Annotated in this window: 17 protein-coding genes; 7 read left to right on the top strand and 10 right to left on the bottom strand. The window is 62.1% G+C overall.

All coding sequences use genetic code 11. The annotated features are described in order from the left end of the window. Positions 1 to 103 precede the first annotated feature (103 nt). The gene (locus ACXMYO_RS13680; protein ID WP_457809116.1) at positions 104 to 2128 is read right to left on the bottom strand and encodes an autotransporter domain-containing protein; all 2025 of its coding nucleotides are present in this window, start codon (positions 2126 to 2128) and stop codon (positions 104 to 106) included. A gap of 180 nt (positions 2129 to 2308) precedes the next feature. Between ACXMYO_RS13680 and ACXMYO_RS13675 the strand changes: the two genes are divergently transcribed. Further along, positions 2309 to 3223 (top strand): MBL fold metallo-hydrolase, encoded by a 915-nt coding sequence (locus ACXMYO_RS13675; protein WP_457809115.1) that lies wholly within the window; start codon positions 2309 to 2311, stop codon positions 3221 to 3223. Between the two features lie 62 nt (positions 3224 to 3285). Here ACXMYO_RS13675 and ACXMYO_RS13670 read toward each other — a convergent pair whose 3' ends face one another. Further along, complete coding sequence (locus ACXMYO_RS13670; RefSeq protein ID WP_457809114.1) at positions 3286 to 4152, bottom strand: YicC/YloC family endoribonuclease; 867 nt, start codon at positions 4150 to 4152, stop codon at positions 3286 to 3288. A 127-nt stretch (positions 4153 to 4279) separates the two neighbouring features. Here ACXMYO_RS13670 and rph point away from each other — a divergent pair, with 127 nt between their 5' ends. Beyond that, complete coding sequence (gene rph, locus ACXMYO_RS13665) at positions 4280 to 5002, top strand: ribonuclease PH (RefSeq protein WP_438765329.1); 723 nt, start codon at positions 4280 to 4282, stop codon at positions 5000 to 5002. A 162-nt stretch (positions 5003 to 5164) separates the two neighbouring features. Here rph and ACXMYO_RS13660 read toward each other — a convergent pair whose 3' ends face one another. Beyond that, positions 5165 to 5926: an exodeoxyribonuclease III gene (locus ACXMYO_RS13660; protein ID WP_438765328.1), complete on the bottom strand. Its 762-nt coding sequence runs from the start codon at positions 5924 to 5926 to the stop codon at positions 5165 to 5167. 84 nt (positions 5927 to 6010) lie between these two features. On the opposite strand from ACXMYO_RS13660, the gene pyrE reads away from it, so the two are divergent. From pyrE to trmL, 3 genes are all read left to right on the top strand, one after another. Next, positions 6011 to 6658, top strand: a complete 648-nt coding sequence (gene pyrE / locus ACXMYO_RS13655; protein WP_438765327.1) for an orotate phosphoribosyltransferase — start codon at positions 6011 to 6013, stop codon at positions 6656 to 6658. Positions 6659 to 6837: 179 nt separating this feature from the next. Beyond that, positions 6838 to 7389, top strand: a complete 552-nt coding sequence (locus ACXMYO_RS13650) for a YfaZ family outer membrane protein (RefSeq protein ID WP_438765326.1) — start codon at positions 6838 to 6840, stop codon at positions 7387 to 7389. 137 nt (positions 7390 to 7526) lie between these two features. Further along, the gene (gene trmL, locus ACXMYO_RS13645) at positions 7527 to 7991 is read left to right on the top strand and encodes a tRNA (uridine(34)/cytosine(34)/5-carboxymethylaminomethyluridine(34)-2'-O)-methyltransferase TrmL (RefSeq protein WP_457809113.1); all 465 of its coding nucleotides are present in this window, start codon (positions 7527 to 7529) and stop codon (positions 7989 to 7991) included. On the opposite strand, the gene ACXMYO_RS13640 is transcribed toward trmL, so the two are convergent. After that, positions 7949 to 8455, bottom strand: a complete 507-nt coding sequence (locus ACXMYO_RS13640; RefSeq protein WP_457809112.1) for a GNAT family N-acetyltransferase — start codon at positions 8453 to 8455, stop codon at positions 7949 to 7951. The genes trmL and ACXMYO_RS13640 overlap by 43 nt on opposite strands. Before the next feature lie 60 nt (positions 8456 to 8515). Continuing rightward, positions 8516 to 9094: an STN domain-containing protein gene (locus tag ACXMYO_RS13635; protein ID WP_457809111.1), complete on the bottom strand. Its 579-nt coding sequence runs from the start codon at positions 9092 to 9094 to the stop codon at positions 8516 to 8518. Between the two features lie 120 nt (positions 9095 to 9214). Between ACXMYO_RS13635 and rep the strand changes: the two genes are divergently transcribed. Then, positions 9215 to 11266, top strand: a complete 2052-nt coding sequence (gene rep, locus ACXMYO_RS13630) for a DNA helicase Rep (RefSeq protein WP_438765322.1) — start codon at positions 9215 to 9217, stop codon at positions 11264 to 11266. On the opposite strand, the gene ACXMYO_RS13625 is transcribed toward rep, so the two are convergent. Then, positions 11263 to 12294 carry an Ldh family oxidoreductase gene (locus tag ACXMYO_RS13625; RefSeq protein ID WP_457809110.1) on the bottom strand — a complete coding sequence of 344 codons (1032 nt, stop codon included), beginning with the start codon at positions 12292 to 12294 and terminating at the stop codon, positions 11263 to 11265. The genes rep and ACXMYO_RS13625 overlap by 4 nt on opposite strands. A 266-nt stretch (positions 12295 to 12560) precedes the next feature. Here ACXMYO_RS13625 and ACXMYO_RS13620 point away from each other — a divergent pair, with 266 nt between their 5' ends. Next, a complete protein-coding gene (locus tag ACXMYO_RS13620; protein ID WP_457809109.1) occupies positions 12561 to 13661 on the top strand; it encodes an acyltransferase family protein in 1101 nt (366 codons plus the stop codon). A 57-nt stretch (positions 13662 to 13718) separates the two neighbouring features. On the opposite strand, the gene ACXMYO_RS13615 is transcribed toward ACXMYO_RS13620, so the two are convergent. From ACXMYO_RS13615 to ACXMYO_RS13600, 4 genes are read right to left on the bottom strand one after another with little or no spacing between them, the layout of a single operon-like run. After that, entirely contained in the window at positions 13719 to 14507 is a 789-nt protein-coding gene (locus tag ACXMYO_RS13615; RefSeq protein ID WP_438765319.1) for an aldolase/citrate lyase family protein, read from the bottom strand. Continuing rightward, entirely contained in the window at positions 14507 to 16030 is a 1524-nt protein-coding gene (locus ACXMYO_RS13610; RefSeq protein WP_438765318.1) for a tripartite tricarboxylate transporter permease, read from the bottom strand. The genes ACXMYO_RS13615 and ACXMYO_RS13610 overlap by 1 nt, the downstream gene beginning before the upstream one ends. A gap of 6 nt (positions 16031 to 16036) precedes the next feature. Beyond that, positions 16037 to 16543 (bottom strand): tripartite tricarboxylate transporter TctB family protein, encoded by a 507-nt coding sequence (locus ACXMYO_RS13605; RefSeq protein WP_438765317.1) that lies wholly within the window; start codon positions 16541 to 16543, stop codon positions 16037 to 16039. Between the two features lie 50 nt (positions 16544 to 16593). Then, a complete protein-coding gene (locus ACXMYO_RS13600; RefSeq protein WP_438765316.1) occupies positions 16594 to 17589 on the bottom strand; it encodes a tripartite tricarboxylate transporter substrate-binding protein in 996 nt (331 codons plus the stop codon). Positions 17590 to 17716 lie beyond the last annotated feature (127 nt).

Genomic DNA, 17716 nt, shown 5'->3' with positions numbered 1-17716 from the left:
TTTCGTGATACGGGCGGCGTTCGACATGGCCGAAAGGCTCGGGGCCGTGACGCTGGCCCCTTATGTGGGGTAGCACAGGCGGTTGCCCGCGCCACCGGGTGTCTTAGAAACGAAAGTCCAGGGTGGCGCTGGCGCCGTGGTCGCTAACGTCGTCATCCAGATGGCCGACGTAGCCGACGCTCAGCGTCGAATGCGCTCCCAGCGCCAGACCGAGATCGGCCCGCAGGCGAAGAGCGTCCCGGCCGGGGCCGGCGCCCTTGACGGTGAAACGCTCGCCGTCGGTAAAGGCGGCGTCAAGTCTCGGGGGGCTGTCGTTGAGCCGGCGCTGCCAAGCGGCTTCACCTTGCAGCGTCAGCGGCAGGCCACCCAGCGGGAGGCGTTGATCATGGCGCAGCCCGAGCGTGGTATAGCCGCTCGATGCCCTGTTGCCCTCCGCGGAAAGCGCGGCGGCACCGCCGGTCTCTCGCACGTCATCGACATCCACCGACAGATAGCTCACCCCGGCGAAGGGCTCGAGGGTGACCGGCCCAAGCGATAAATGCCGCGAGAGTTCGGCAAAGGTGAGGATCGTTCTGGCGCTGTAATCGGCCTCGAGGTCGTTGTCGAATCCGGTAAATCGCACGCGCCGCCGGCTCTCGGCGTCGCTGTAGAGATAGGCCGCGCCAAGACTCAAGGTGGTGGCCCCCAGGTCGTGACGTGCGTAGGCGCCGACGTAGGTGTGATCGAGATCCGCGCGGGCGTCCATTCCATCCATGCGAACACGGCTTTCACCACTGCCCACCAGCGCGCCCACGCGCCAGTCGTCCAGCGGCGCGGCATCGATACCGACCGCCAGGCCGTGGCCGCGGCGCTGAAAGCCGCCGGTCGGGTTGCCATCCAACTCGCTTTTTGAGCCGTAGCCCTGGCTCCAGACGACGATACGGTCACCGGCATCACCTGTGGTGTCCCGGGCGAGGCGCTGGCGCATCAGCGATTGAATCTGCAGGGCGTCCTGGGCGATGGCACTTGGCGTTGCAGCATGAACCTCGCCGGGCAGCTGATCGAAGGCGTGGGCGGCGGTCGCGGCGTCCCGGCTCACCAGGGCGTCGTAAAGGGCATTGCCGAACCCGAGCCGATCGGCACTTGTGGCGGCGGCGCGGGCGTTGTCGCTGGTGGCAAGCGCGGCAAAGGCCGTGGTGTTGCGCTCGATGATCAGGGCCGGTCGGCGCTCGGCAAACCCGAGTCTTGAGCGCAGAAAGGCGGGCGCGGCGGCGATGTCACCGAGACGGCCCGAGTAACCCTCGGGCGTGGCCAGCGGGAAGGCGATCACGGGGCGCGTGGCGATGGTGGCGTTAACCGGCGCGTAGGTGTCATCGAGCTCGCGTGTGGCCACATAGGGAAGCAGACCCTCGCGCAGTGCTGCTTCAACGTAGGCTGCCTGGTTGGCCTCATCGCCCGGATAGGAAGTGGAAAGGATAAACCTGCCCTCGGCTAGGGCGGTGCGCAAAAACTCGAGATCGCTTTCCGTCCACGGGGAGGGCCGGTCGTCGTCGTACCACAGATCCTCCACGCCGACGCCGTCGATCGCCGCCAGATAGGGGCGATTGGGTGTGCCGGGCATGTCTTCGGAAATGCCCAACAGGCCGACGGCGTTTTGCGGGATGATCAAAAAATCCGGGTTGAGCGATTTGGCGTGCTTGGAGAGGCGAATAACGAACTTTTCCATCTCGGCGCGCAGGTCTTCGCCCGTATAGCGCGCCTGCACCGATTCCAGGGTGTAGGCGTCAACGATGTCCAGATAGGCGCCGCTGTAGCCAAGCGCGACCGCTTCCTCGATGCGCTCGAGCATGAGCTGCTGCCACTCGGGCCGCCAGAAGGCGACCCGATAATTGCCCCGCCAGCTGTCGTTTTCCTCAAAGACGTAGTCGGGCACGCCCTCGGCGCTCATCGCCTGCCAGTAGTTGCGGTAATCCTCGGCCTCGCCGATGCTCACATAGGTGATCAGTGTCTTGTCGCGGGCCTGAATGGCCTCGACCTGGGCTCGGCTCAGGCCGGTATCGTCCATATCGACGACCGCAACGCTGAAGTGCTGTGCCTGAAGGCTTTCGTAGGAGGCCTCCTGCAGCTGATAAATGTAGGGAATGTCCACGCAGGCTGTTGTCCAGAATCGCCGGGAAGACGCGCAGCCTACTCCGCGGGCGCGCGTCGCCAGCCAACGAATAACGTGGCCTCCATGGGCTATTTCTCCCGGCCATGGATATGCCTCGATCGTCTAACGTTATATTGCATTCGGCGCTACCCTGAGAGCATTTCCCTTCAAGGAGTCACCATGAAGACCTTTGCCCTTTCACCGGGAGACCCGGCAGGCTCCCGGCCCGATGTCGCCGGCTTTTTCGATCCCCGCACCTTCAGCATTCAGTACGTGGTGATTGACCCCGCCACGAAGCGCTGCGCGATCATTGACCCGGTGCTCGATTTTGACGAAAAGGCCGGTGCGACTGCCACGCTACAGGCCGATGCGCTGCTTGAGTACATCGAGCGCGAGGGGCTCGAAGTCGAATGGATTCTGGACACCCACCCGCACGCCGATCATTTCTCCGCCGCCCGCTATCTTCACGACAAAACCGGCGCGCCGACGGCCATCGGTCGGCCGGTGACGAAGGTGCAGGCGCTGTGGAAGGAGATCTACAACTGGCCGGATCTCAGAGACGACGGCAGCCAGTGGGATCATCTCTTTGATGAGGGCGATACCTTCCGGGTGGGCGAGCTTGAGGCTCGCGTGATGCACTCACCGGGCCATACGCCGGCCTCGATCTCCTATGTGATCGGTGATGCCGCCTTCGTACACGACACGCTTTTTCAGCCCGACTTTGGCACCGCACGCGCCGACTTTCCCGGCGGCTGCGCCCATCAGCTGTGGCATTCGATCCAGGCCATTCTGGCGCTGCCGGACGAGACGCGCGTCTTCACCGGCCACGACTATATGCCCGGGGATCGCGCACCGCAGTGGGAAAGCACGGTGCGCGAGCAGCGCGAGACCAACAAGCACGGCCTGAAAGACAGCAGCGAGGCGGAATATGTCGAACTGCGCCAAAAGCGCGACGGTGAACTGCCCATGCCGAAACTGATCCTGCATGCACTGCAGGTCAACATCCTCGGCGGGCGCCTGCCCGAGCCCGAAAGCAACGGCCGGCGCTATCTGAAGATACCGCTGGAGGCACTGGACGGGGCAAGGTGGGAATAGCAAGGGGCTGGCGTCGCGAACCGGGAATGAGCATTCGGCGACGCCATTGAAGTGACGAATGGTTATTCGAGATTCTGAATCTGCTCGCGCATCTGCTCGATCAGCACCTTGAGCTCCACCGCGCAGCGGGTGGTGTCGGTGACCGCGGCCTTTGAAGAAAGCGTGTTGGCTTCGCGGTTGAGTTCCTGCATCAAAAAATCGAGCCGCCGGCCGATCGGGCCCTTTTGATTGAGCTGTCGCTCGACCTCGCTCACATGGGTGTCGAGGCGGTCCAGCTCCTCGGCGACATCGGCCTTTTGCGCCATCAGCGCCATTTCCGCTTCCAGCCGGTTGGGGTCAAGCTCGGCCTTCACGGTGTCCAGACGCTCCAGAATCTGGCTGCGCTGGCGCTCCAGCACGGCCGGCAGGTGGGCGCGGACTTCCGCGACCTGGGCGCGAATGCCGGTCAGGCGCTCGCGAATCAGCGCGCAGAGCTGCTCGCCTTCGCGCTCGCGCCCGGCGTTTAAATCCTCCAGCGCCTGGCGCATCAGCCCAAGCGCGGCGGCGCGTACGGCGTCCATGTCGATTTCGCCGCCGCGGGAGATGCCGGGGTGGTCGAGCAGCTCCAGCAGGCTCGGCATCGAGGCTTCCGGGGCGTGGCGGCGCAGACGCGTCAGGGTCTCCATCAGCACTTCGAGGTGTTCGACGTTGATGTCCAGGCCGTCACCGCTGCCCCGGGCGCGCTCAAAGCGCAGCGAGCACTCGACCTTGCCGCGCGAGAGCGTGCCGCGCAGGCTGTCGCGAAACGGCGCTTCAAGGTCGCGCAGCGACTCGGGCAGGCGAAAGTGCACATCGAGATAGCGCTGATTGACCGAGCGCAACTCCAGCGCAAGACTGCCCCAGTCGGCGTCCAGCGTCTGGCGGGTGAAGGCGGTCATGCTGCGTGCCATGGGTCATCCTTGCATCAGAGGTGAAGGGGATCAGTCTAAACGATTCGTTCATTGCGCAGGCAGGCGTGTAAGATGCCCGGCCCGCCTTTTGGTTTGTGCCTTCATTTTTACCAGTAGAGAGAGTGTCATGCGACCCAGTGGACGTGCCCCCGAAGCAACCCGTGAAATTACCCTGACCCGTGGCTACACGAAGCACGCCGAAGGCTCGGTGCTGGTCGCCTTCGGCGATACCCAGGTGCTGTGCACGGCAAGCGTTGAAACCGGCGTGCCGCGCTGGCTGCGCGGCAAGGGACAGGGCTGGATCACGGCCGAGTACGGCATGCTGCCGCGCGCGACCCATACCCGCAGCGGCCGGGAAGCGGCTCGGGGCAAGCAGGGCGGGCGCACCATCGAGATTCAGCGCCTGATCGGACGCAGCCTGCGTGCGGCGATCGATCTGAAAAAGCTCGGTGAGTTCACCATCACCATCGACTGTGACGTGCTTCAGGCCGATGGCGGCACGCGTACCGCCGCCATTACCGGTGGCTGCGTGGCGCTGGTCGATGCGATCCAGTCGCTGCAGCGCAAAAAGCAGATCACCACTGATCCGCTCAAGCAGCTGGTCAGCGCCGTCTCGGTGGGCATCTACAAGGGGCAGGCGGTGACGGATCTGGACTACGCCGAGGACTCGCGCGCCGAGACCGACATGAACGTGGTCATGACCGCCGATGGCGGCATCATCGAGGTTCAGGGCACCGCCGAGCAGAAGTCGTTTTCGCGTAGTGAACTCAACGCCATGATGGACATGGCCGAAGCCGGCTGCGAGCAGCTCTTTGCGCGTCAGCGCGAGACGCTGGGCATGGTCAGTTAAACGCCCGGGCATGGTCAGCTGATCAGACGCGTTTGCCGCATAACGACACGGCGCCGAAAGCGAAAGCTTCCGGCGCCGTGTTGCGCGAAGGGACCACCAGGCGATGGCGATCAATGGCCGAACGGCGGTCGATGATGGCCGGGCCGTCACCGATGCCGGGGCTTAAAGTTCCAGATCGTACTCGATGATCAGCGGCGCGAACTCGCTGAAGTCGGCATCACGATCGATCCAGGCGCTTTTGACCGTGCGGGCGATATCAGGCCCCGTGATCTGATAGTCCATGCGCCAGCCGTCCTGACGCTTGCGCGGGACGTCGCTGTCGGGCTTTTCCCACCAGGTGTGATGACCGGCGTTGCGCTCGACCTCGCGGAAGGTATCGACAAAGTCCATCGGGCCGAAAACCTGATCCATGAAAGCGCGCTCTTCGGGGCGAAACCCGGGCGTGCTCTGGTGCTCGGACCAGTGATCGAGATCGACGGTCTTGTGGGCGATATACCAGCTGCCGGCGATGATGTACTGGCGACGCTTGCGGCGCAGCTTGCTGAGATAGTCGCTGTACTGCGCGATAAAGCGCTGCTTGGCGTGGGGGTCTTCCGGCATCAGAAAGGAGGCCACGCTGAAGCGCTCGTAGTCGGCCTGCAGAAAACGACCTTCGTTGTCGCACTGCTCAAAGCCCAGACCATACATGATTGCCTTGGGGATCTTGCGGCAGTAGATGCCTACGCCGGCAAAGTCGTCCTGTTCGGCATCCAGAAAATAGCCTTCATAGCCCTCGGGGTAGAGGATCGAGTCGTCCAGCTCGAAGCTTTTGGTCTTTAAGTTCTGCACGCAGACGATGTCGGCATCCTGCGCTTTCAACCAGTCGAGAAAGCCCCGCTCGACGGCCCGGCGCATGCCATTGACGTTGATACTGGCGATTTTCATACATGGTCCCTTGTTTTTCGCGCGTGTATGATACCCGAGCCTGACAGGTTTGGGTAAAGAGCCGGTACAAGAAAAGGGTACGACATGTTGGACGAGCAGCGAGAATTCATCGAATTTGCCATCCGTGAGCAGGCGCTCCGCTTTGGCGAGTTCACTCTGAAGTCGGGGCGCGTCAGTCCCTATTTCTTCAATGCCGGCCTTTTCCACAGCGGGGCGGCACTGGCCATGCTGGGGCGTTGCTATGCCGGTGCCATTCAACGCGCCGGACTGGAGTTCGATCTTCTGTTCGGTCCGGCCTACAAGGGCATCCCGCTGGCATCGAGTACGGCCATTGCCATGGCCACTCATCATGACCGCAATCTGCCCTGGTCGTTCAATCGCAAGGAGGCCAAGGACCACGGCGAAGGCGGCTCGCTGGTCGGTGCGCCGTTATCGGGCCGCGTGCTGATCATCGATGACGTCATCACCGCCGGCACGGCCATCGGAGAGTCCATGGCCCTGATCGAGGCAGCCGGTGCGACGGCGGCCGGCGTGGTCGTGGCCCTTGATCGCCAGGAGCGCGGCCAGGGCGATATCAGCGCCATCGAGGACGTTCGTCGCCGCTACGGTATTCCGGTCGTTCCTATCGTCACGCTTGAGGGTATCCTTGAGTATCTCGAGACCCGGGCCGACGATACGCTGGCCCCGCATGCCCGCGCCATCCACGACTACCGCGCGCGCTACGGCGTATAGGGCGCTGCTTCAGACGGTGGTAAGGTGGCCTTAATAAAAAAGATGACATCATGTCGATCCCTATCATCATGATGGCACAATGCACCGGAGCACACCGGTCTGTATTCCCGCAGGCGAACGGATGCCTCTCTGACAGTGCATGTCCCCGGCAAGGGGACGGCAAGCCAAGGACCTTTAAAATGAAAAAGATCATCATCTCGGTACTGGGGACGGGCCTTGCCCTTTCAAGCCTGAACGCCTCGGCCCTGAGCGTCTCGGCCAGCGGCGGCAATGACACCCACAGCGTTCAAATCAACCAGTCCCTGCTGCCGGGCTGGAGCGCGGGTGCCGGCTACAGCAACACCGATCGCAGCGGCGACAACACCAAGACCTACAGCGGTCAGCTGATGTTCTCGCCCTATGTGCCGGGCATCGATATCTCGCTGGGCGGTCGTTATCAGTATCTGGACTCCCACTACGGCAACGGCGGCGGTCTGGGCCTGGGCGGCTCGGCCTATGTGGATACCCCGATCCCGCGCGTCAGCGTCGGCGGCTACGGTTTCGTCACGCCCACCGGGTTGAGCCATGGCGATGTCGACAAGAGCTACGAGTACGGCGCCCGCGCCCGTGCCACGCTCGTGGCCAACACCTACGGCTTTGTGGGCTATCGCTACTACCGCACCGATTTCGACGATCACAGCAACAAGACGCTGTTCAGCGGTCCGGAACTGGGTGTCTCCGTCGGTTTCTAAACCGGCGAACGCCTGACCCGAGCGGGCCCGGCCTTTGTGCCGGGCCCGCTTGCGTTGGGACCTGCAAAACCAAGCGTCAATACGCAGCGTCCGAGCGTCGCGGCATTTGACCCTGAGAAGTAGAGACAAGCCCCGCCATGCTGGACATCGCCCTGTTCGAGCCGGAAATTGCCCCCAACACCGGCAACATCATCCGACTGTGTGCCAATACCGGCTTTCGCCTGCATCTGATCGAGCCGCTCGGTTTTGAACTTGATGACAAGCGCCTGCGCCGCGCGGGGCTTGATTACCACGAGTGGGCGCGCGTTCAGGTGCATGCCTCCCTTGAGGCTTTCATGGCCGCGGTCTCGCCGACGCGCGTGCTGGCCGTGACCACCCGCGGACGCACTCGCCATGACCATGTGGCCTATCACACCGGCGATGCGCTGCTGTTCGGCCCGGAAAGCCGCGGCCTGCCGCAAACCCTGATCGATGGCTTGCCGGAAGATCAGCGCCTGCGCATTCCCATGCGCCCTGACAGTCGCAGTCTCAACCTCTCCAACGCCTGTGCGGTGCTGGTCTATGAAGCCTGGCGACAGCTCGATTTCGACGGCGCGCTATAGTCCGGGCCGTCGAGCGATTTCGTCATGAACACGCTGTAGGGGTCTTCCCGATAAGGGCCGAACGGCGGGCAGGTCTCGAAGCCGAAGCGCGCGTAGAGGCTGCGCGCCGGGGCAAAAAGGTCATGCGGGCCGGTTTCAAGGCTCAGTCTCTGGAAACCGCGGGCGCCGGCGTCGCGAATGATGTGATCGAGCAGTTTGGCGGCCACGCCGCGACGTAGATGGGTACTGGCGGTGCGCATCGACTTGATCTCGCCGTGGGTGGCATCGAGTGCCTTGAGTGCGCCACAGCCCGCCAGTTCTTCGTCCTCCCAGACGCTCCAGAAGGTGATGTCGGGGGCGCGCAGGGCCTCCAGGTCCAGCACGTGACAGCTCTCCTCGGGAGAGTGGCCGGCCAGGTCCGTCACATGGTCACGAATCAGCGCGATGGTTGCCGCGCCGCTCAGGTCGTCCTGAAGTATCTTCATCGTTACCGCCCCCTGTTGTTGTAAGCGAAGATGCGCTGCTACGCGTCAACGCAGGCGCGCCTAAAGATTCGACGGCGCCAGGCGCCCTTCCAGCCAGGCAAAGAAGCGCTCATGGCTGGCCTTTTCTGCCGCGCTCAAAAAGCCCTGCTCGGTGATCAGCTGATCGCTCTGGGTCTCGATGGCATCGAGCTGGGTCATGAGGGCGTCGGCATTGTGTGGATCAAGCGTCCCGTCGCCCCGGGCGCTGCCGATACGATAGCGAAACGTCTCGATGCGACTGTCGATATGCTCCCGGTCGCTCTGGCTGACCCGGTAGTGGCCGTCATCGAGATGGACCTCAAGCCCCGAGCCGCGCACCAGCTGAATCAGCGCCGCATCGGGAGTAAACCGCCCGGAAACCGCCTGCGCCCGGTGACCCTCGACAAGGGCGTTATCCATTTCGACCGGACAGCCGCTGGTGTGGGCAAACTGCTGCAGTGCCTGATCCAGACGCTGTTCGGGATAGTCGTACGTCATCGCCTGAAGCTGACAGGCGGCGTTTGCCGGCAGGGAGACCCCGGCGGCAGCCGCGAATAAAAGCCCGGCGGCGGCGTGAAAAGACCGTTTCCTGAATGCCGGTGCAAACCTCTGATAACGCATGGCTTTCCTCCTGTAAGCGGTGAGCGGCTGCCGATTCGCGCGCTGTCATTACAGCACAGGAACGGGCACAGGATGTATCATGACGTGCTCGCGTCATCTGCCTTCCATCAGGTTGTCCCCATGTCCGATATTCGCAATCGCATCAGCGGCCTCAATCCGCGTCAGCGCGAGGCCGTCAAATACATCGACGGCCCCTGTCTGGTGCTCGCCGGCGCCGGGTCCGGCAAAACCAGCGTGATCACCACCAAGATTGCGTATCTGGTCCACGAGTGCGGCATGAGTGCCCGGCGCATTGCGGCGGTGACCTTTACCAACAAGGCCGCCCGCGAAATGAAAGAGCGCGTCCAGGCGCTGCTGCCCGGTCGCAGCGGTCACGGCCTGACGGTATCGACCTTTCACACCCTGGGGCTGACCATTATCCGCTCGGAGCTGAAAACGCTGGGCCTGCGCCCGGGCTTTTCGCTGTTTGATCCGGAGGATGCGAAAGCGCTGCTGCGCGATCTGATGCAAAAGGATGCCCAGATTGACGGCGATCAGATCAATAAGGTGCAAAGCCGGATATCGAGCTGGAAAAACGATCTGATCCTGCCGGGACATGCGCTGTCCCACGCCGAGACCGAGGATGACGCCTACTGCGCGCGCATCTATGAGCACTACGTGCGCCACCTGAAAGCCTACAACGCGGTCGATTTCGATGACCTGATCATGCTGCCGGCGACGATGTTCGAGCGTCATCCGGAGGTGCTGCAGCGCTGGCGGGGCCGCATTCACTACATGCTGGTGGATGAGTATCAGGACACCAACTCGAGCCAGTATCAGCTGGTGCGCATGCTGATGGCCGAGCGTGAGACCTTTACCGTGGTGGGTGACGACGACCAGTCGATCTACGCCTGGCGCGGCGCGCGCCCGGAGAACCTGGTGCAGCTGGGCGAGGACTTCCCCAGGCTCAACGTGATCAAGCTGGAGCAGAACTACCGCTCGACCTCGATCATCCTCAAGGCCGCCAACACCCTGATTGCCAACAACCCCCACGTCTATGAAAAGACGCTGTGGTCGGACAAGGGCCGCGGCGAGCCGATTCGCATCATCGTCAATCGCAACGAAGAGGCCGAGACCGAGCGGGTCGCCACCGAGATCCTCACTCGGCGCATCAAGGAAAGTGCCCAGTGGCGTGACTTTGCCGTGCTCTATCGCGGCAACTTTCAGGCACGGCTTCTGGAGCTCAAGCTTCAGCACCACCAGATTCCCTACAAGCTCTCCGGCGGCACCTCCTTTTTCTCGCGCAATGAGATCAAGGACGCCATGGCCTATCTGCGTCTGCTGATCAACCCGGCCGATGACAACGCCTTTTTGCGCATCGTCAACGTGCCGCGCCGCGAGATCGGCCCCAATACGCTGGAAAAACTGGCCAACTACGCCCAGGAGCGCAAGGTGAGTCTCTTTGCCGCCTGCAGCGAGATGGGGCTTTCGCATGTGCTTTCCGAGCGCGCCGTGGACCGGCTGGGGCGCTTTAATCACTTTCTCGATGGCATTCGCCGGCGCATGGATGAGGGCGATGCCATCGCCGCGATCCGGCAGATGTTTGCCGAGATGGACTACGAGGCCTGGCTCTATCAAAACGCCAGCGCGCCGATCGTCGCCGAAAAGCGCATGGGCAACGTCCACATCCTGATCGACCAGCTCGAAAAGTCGATGCATCGCGACACCGAGGAAGGTGATGACGTCGCCGAGGAGACCGACGACGTCGAAGCCGCCATTTCGCGACTGGTGCTGCGCGATATTCTTGATCAGCAGGCCCAGGAAGATGACACCGACAAGGTGCAGCTTCTGACCCTGCACGCCTCCAAGGGCCTCGAGTTTCCGCACGTCTACGTGATGGGCGTGGAGGAGGAGCTGCTGCCGCACCGCAACTCGATCGAGATGGATACCATCGAGGAAGAGCGCCGTCTGGCCTATGTGGGCATCACCCGCGCACGCCAGACCCTGACCCTGTCGCTGGCCCAGCAGCGCAAGCAGTTCGGCGAGATGATGAACTGCGCGCCGAGTCGCTTTCTCGATGAGCTGCCGCCGGACGATCTCGAGTGGTACGGCCGCGCCGACAAGGAAGAACCCGAGAAGAAACACGAGCGCGGCCAGAGCGCGATCGCCGGACTGCGCTCGCTGCTGGGCTAGTCCGGCCTTCCCCCTTCGCCGCTCAACGCGACCAGATCCCGGTAAAGCGCCGCCGGGATCGACACGCCTGCTTCCAGACTGCGCGCTCGCGCCTCGAAGCGCCGCTGTGACGGCAGCCGCGCCCCCTGTCCCAGCATCTCCTCGAACAGCCGCTCGGCGTGTGAAAGCCCGGCCTCGCTTTGCTCACCCAGAAACGCCTTTGGCGACAGCGCGATCACCAGCTCGCCGTGGCACGGCCGACCGGTGCCTTCTTCGTTGGCGGCCTGCGTCTCATGGCTCAGGGCGTCACCGATCAATGGCCCGGCCAGCAGCTCGATCATGGTGGACAGCGCCGAGCCCTTGTGACCGCCAAAGGTCAGCATGGCCCCATCCAGCGCGGTTGCCGGGTCCGTGGTGGGCTGGCCCTGATTATCCAGCGCCCAGCTCTCGGGTATCGACTCGCCCGCGTGACGATGCAGCTCGATCTCGCCGCGGGCCACCACGCTGGTGGCAAAGTCAAAGGTGTAGGGATTGCCGTTCGGGCGCGGCCAGGAAAACGCAAACGGGTTGGTGCCCAAAAGCGCGCGCACCCCGCCGGCCGGGGCCACAAAGGCGTGAGTCGGGTTCATCGCCAGACCCGCCAGCCCCATTGCTGATAGTGCTTCCACCTCGGACCACAGCGCCGAGAAGTGAAAGCAGTGGTTAATGGCCAGCACCGCGATGCCGTTGCGCTCGGCCTTCTCTTTCAACGGTGCCAGGCCCTGCTCGAACGCCAGCAGCGAGCTGCCGTAGCGGGCATCCACCCGCACGATGCCGGGGGCCTGATCGATCACCTCGGGCACGGCCTGCGGGTCCAGCCCGCCCATGGTCGCCGTCTCCACGATGCCCAGCAGGCGATACAGCCCGTGGGAGTGGCACTCGTCACGCTGGGCGGCCACCACGCTTTTCGTGATCGCTTCGACGTGGCCGGCGCCAAAGCCTGCGTGATGCAGGATGCGCCGGCTCAACGTCTCGGCCTGCGCCAGCGAAAGGGTGATGTCGTGTGCCATGGGGGCTCCCGGTTGATACGAGACAGCTGGGCCGTCATCAAAAAGACATGACCCGTCAGTAGCCTGTCAGCATAACCGTCTCCCCCGGCGGTGCCTGCTGGACAAAGGTGTCAGGAGCATGGCCGGCCGCCGCCAGCCCATGCAAAAGATGAGTAATTTTTTGTTGCTATAGATGTAGTCTTTTTGCGTGTCATGGATTAGTTATTTCAGTCCCTCATAATGCTTCTGATTATTTAAGTTCTAATTAAACAGAATCGGGAGTCTGCATGCCCAGTACCCGCCGGATCGACTGGATCGATGCCGCCAAGGGCGTCTGTATCCTTGCGGTCGTGCTGTATCACTTCAATCAGATCGTGCTTCAGCAGATCGATTTCGGTCAGACGGTGATACCCACCCTCTGGAACCTAGTCGTCACGGCGCTCAAGCCGCTGCGCATGCCGCTTTTCTTTCTCATTTCCGGGTTTCTGGCCAGCCGCTCGGTGACCGGGCGTGGCTGGGGCGAGGTACGCACCAGTCGAGTGGCCAGTCTTTTGTGGATCTATGTCCTGTGGGTGGGGCTGTACTGGCTGTTTACCGAGCGCGTCATCGAGGCGCTGGATGTGGAGGTCGTGGCCGCCGGCGCCCATCCGGAGACCGCGCTGGGCATGATGGTGCAGCTGCTCAGTGCAGATACCGGGCTCTGGTATCTCTACGCGCTGGTGCTCTATTTCGTGACCTGCAAGCTTTTGCAGCATTTCAGACAGCCGGGCGTTTTGAGCATCGGCCTGGGCGTGGTGCTGCACCTGGCCTCAAGCCTGTCACTGCCGGCTGGCTGGTGGAACATTGCCTCGCTGCTGGACTACTTCTTCTTTTTTGCCCTGGGATGTTATTTACAGCCCTTTCTGGCCCGCCACTACGTGCAGTGCAACATCAAGCGATTGCTGATCACCGGGGCGTTGACCCTGATGGCGCTGGGCGTGACCTGGAAGCTGAGTGCGATGGAGGCGCCGGGCGTAAAGCTGGTGCTTGCCCTTTTGATGGTCTCGACCACCATTGATCTGTTCGCGTGGCTGACCGAGCGCTTCCGAATGGGGCTGCTGTGTCATATCGGAAAGCGCACCCTGCCGATCTATGTCATCCACAAGCTGTTGATCTTTGCGCTGGTCATCATCATGCCCGAGACGCTTTACGTGGAAGGCGCGCTGCAAAACGGCGTGCTGGCCGTGACGCCGCTGGTCATGACAGTGCTGATTGGCGCGCTGTGTCTGCTGGCCTACCGGGCACTGAACCATGGCCCCGGACGCATCCTCTTCGACATGCCCGACCTTTTTCGCCGCGTGGCCTATCGCACGGGGCTTTTGCAGCCGGTTGGCCCGGGGCGGGCGTAACCGGCCGATATTTGTCCGTGTTATCGGTTCCGGTTGCGCCATCGCTCGTGGGCTTTTCTAGGTCAGGTCAAAATCACCGGACAACTCACGCCAGCGAGTGGCCTCGCTGCGCAGGGCGTTGGCCATAATGGCGATGTCGTTTGGACCGGCCACAAAGCGGTATCCGGCGTTTGATAGCGTATCAATGCCGCGAGTCGGTGCCGTGATGGTGCCCATCCAGCAGCCGCTGGCCGTAATGCGCTCTTCCAGGGCCTGGATGGTCTGACGAACGTCAGCATCCTCGAGCTGTTCCAGTCGGCCCATGGAGCCTGCCAGATCGTTGGGGCCGATAAACAGCATATCGATGCCTTCAACCGCTGCAATGGCTTCGATTTCTTCACGGGCATCGATGTGTTCGATCTGTACGATCAGCAAAAGGTTGTCATTGGCGACGCGAGCGTAATCGCTCACGGCGCCAAAGCGGGAGGCACGCACGATGGGTGCGGCATAGCCGCGATTGCCCTGTGGCGGATAGCGACAGGCATCCACGATGGCGCGGGCCTGCGAAGCGGAACTGATCATGGGGACCATGATCGAGCGCACTCCCATGTCCAGTATCCTTTTCAGATAGGCCGGATCCTCGGCAGGAATGCGTAAAACCACGTCACCACCGGCGGCCTCCACGGCGCGTAGTAGATGCGCCGTATGTTCAAGACTGGCAATGCCGTGTTCATTATCGACCAGAATGGTTTTCCAGCCGGCATGTACAGCCAGCTCGGCAATTTCGGGACTGGCGCTTTCAAGCCATAGCGCGCTGACGGTGCGGCCCTGTTCCAGGGCCTGACGGGTCGGATTGAAGGAAGTCATCAAGGCTCTCGCTTGGGTGTATTGAGGGAGAGGGCTCGCTGTCGCTTATAACCCTCGTAAAGTGCTCGACCGAGCAGGAAAATCCAGACCATCAGAGTGAGAGTCCCCAGTGCTGCCGCCCAGGGCCGCTCAAAAAAGGCGAACAGATCGCCCTGCGATTTGATCATCGAGGTCATGAAGTTCTCTTCGACAATACCGCCCAGCACGATGCCGAGAATGGCAGGTGCCAGTGGAAACCCGGTGGCTTCCATGGCATAGCCCAGAATGCCCAGCACCAGAACGATCCAGACGGCAACGACCGAATTGGTAATGGCGTAGGCACCTACCAGCGAGAAGAGCAGCACGATGGGCATCAGTACGCGGCGTGGGATGCGAACGATTTTGCTTGAAAGCGCGATGACCGCGATGCCGATCGGGATCATCAGCAGGTTGGTCAGCGCAAAGGCGCCATACAGGGTCTGAACGATCTCCGGATTATCGGTAAAGATGCGGGGGCCCGGTGACAGCCCATTGAGCAGCAGGATGCCGATGGCGATGGCCGTCACGCTATCGCCCGGAATACCGAACACCAATGCCGGTGTCCATGCGCCACCGATGGCGGCATTGTTGGCTGAACCGCCATCGACGATGCCTTCGATATGTCCCTTGCCATAGCGGTCGGGATGGCGCGAAAAGCGCCTTGAGAAGGCGTAACAGATCCAGGCCGCAATATCGGCACCGGCACCCGGCAGGGCACCGATCAGAGTGCCCGCAACACTTGAGCGTGCCACGTTGCGACGATAGCGCGCCAAAGTGGCGAAGGCCTCCCTGAAAGCCCTGGAAAGAGTCTCATGTATCTCGATGGGAGGTGGCTGATGCTTGCCGGTACTGACCGCGCGCAAAATCTCACTGAGCGCAAAAAGGCCGATAATGGCCGGGATAAAGCTGACACCATCAAAGAGTTCATACCAGCCGAAAGTGAACCGGGGATGGCCCACTGCAACATCGATGCCGATCGAGGCGATAAACAGTCCGATAAACAGGCTGGCAAAGCTCTTGATTACAGAAGCATTGCTGGTCATGACTGCACAGCTCAACCCCAGAGTGGCCAGCCAGAACACCTCATAGCTTGAAAAACCGATGGCGACCCGAGCCAGCTGAGGGGCGATCAGAGCCAGAAGAACGACACTGACAAGGCCTCCGATCGAGGCGGCCAGTAGCGAGACCAGCAGGGTCGAGCGCGATTTTCCCGTACTCGACAGGCGGTAGGCGTCCTCAACGTAGGCAGCAGAGGCCGGTGTTCCGGGAATGCGCAGCAAAGCGCCGGGGATATCGCCGGCGAAGATGGCTGTGGTCGTGGTGGCCACGATGGCACTGATGGCCATCAGCGGATCCATGAAGTAGGTGAAAGGTACCAGCAGGGCCACTGCCATGGTGGCTGTAAGGCCCGGCATGGCACCGACAAGGGTGCCGTAAAGCGTGCAGAGCACCAGCAGGGTCAGCGATTGCGGTGAAAAGAGGCGAAAAAGCGTATCGAGTTCCATGCGGATTCACCAGGCCAGCGGTGTCAGGACGCCCCAGGGAAGCGGGACATTCATCAATGAATAAAACAGCAGATGTACCCCGAACGTCAGAGGCACCGACAGACACAGCGCACGTAACGCATTCAGTCCAAAAAGCAGGGCCGTGGTGGTCATGGCAAGCAGGGAGGTGAGGTGAAAACCCAGCGGATCAAGGGCCAGGCCGAACCCGGCCACAATCAGAATCAGGGCCATGAGCCGCAGGCAGGCTCGGCGGCTTCCCGACGGCTGCTGGCTCAAGCGATGATCGTCACGATCACTGTCAGCGTTTCCCGCTTCGGTTGCTCGTTGTCGTATCAGCAGAGTCGAAATCAGTAACAAAACGCCGCAGATCATGAGCCCACCGGCGGCAATCGAGGGGAACAGGTCAGGCCCATAGGGCAGGCCGGCCATACTCGGAAAGGTCGAGGCGCGCCAGAATATCAGCGCACCAGACAGCATGAGCAAAAGCCCGGACCACAGATCAGTGCGTGCCATTGTTCTGCCCCCTCGTCTGCCCCTGTCGCTCATGCCTTCGATAGTGGCCACTACCGAGCCAGGCCAATGGCGTTGATTACTTCGCCCAGCTGCTGATCGGTTTCTCGAAACAGCTCGGCCGTTTGCTCGGGACCCTCAAACACCACTTCGCTGCCGCGGCTGGCCTTGAATTCGGCCCAGGCATCGCTGTTGGTAATTTTCTCGATGGCCCGAGCGTAAGAGCAGGTCATCTCTTCCGGCAGATCCCCGGGACCGCTTATGGTCATGAAGGCACTTTGCGTCCAGCCGCTATCGAGCACGTCAGCGGTAAGCGGCACATCGGGCAGGCTCGAGTTGGGCGTGTCGCTCATGTAAGCCAGTGCCTTGAGTTCATCCTGTTCGACCAGATGCTGTGCTTCCGACAGCGACGGTGTGGCAACATCGACACCGCCCGCCATCAGCTCCTGCATTGCCGGTGATGCCCCCTGGCTCGGGACCCAGCGAATGGCATCGGGGGGCAGGCCTTCGGCCTGTAACATGCCGGCCAGTGCCAGATGCCAGATACCGCCCTGGGCGGTGCCCGATGCGGTCAGCTCACCGGGGTTTTCCCTGGCCTCTTCCAGAAGGGCTTCCAGAGAATCCCAGCGGGCATCCTCTTTCACCACAACACTGGCAGGGTTTTGATCGACCAGCGCGATCGGTGTGGCGTCCTGCCAGGTCAGTGGCGTCAGCCCCAGATGATGCATGGTGGCCAACTCAATGGTGGCGGCACCGATGGTATAACCATCCGGCCGCGCCCGAGCCAGCGCGGTGTGGCCGACCACGCCATTGCCGCCGGTACGATTGACCACGTTGAAGGGTACATCCATCTCCTGTTCCAGCAGGCTGGCCAGCCGTCGCGCATTGGCATCGGTGCCGCCTCCGGTTCCCCAGGGCACGATAAATGTGACGGCACGTTCAGGTGCCCACTCGCAGGCCGCCTCACCAGCCTGTGCCATGTTGGCGGCCGTGAAGGTGCCCAGCGTGACGGCGGTCATCAGAGCCATTCTGGAGAGTGCATGAGCCATGTTGATACTCCTGTGGTGGAACAGGAAAGAAGCGCGGCAAGCGAGCCACTGCGTTGAGATCTGATATGATTAAACGCAATTCAATCGATTGAACCAATCCGACCATGGTCTTTGATGACAAGGTCGA

The organism is Kushneria sp. EE4, from assembly GCF_977968315.1.
Note: the sequence above shows the minus strand (reverse complement) of the source record. Positions and strands in the feature narration are given on the sequence as shown.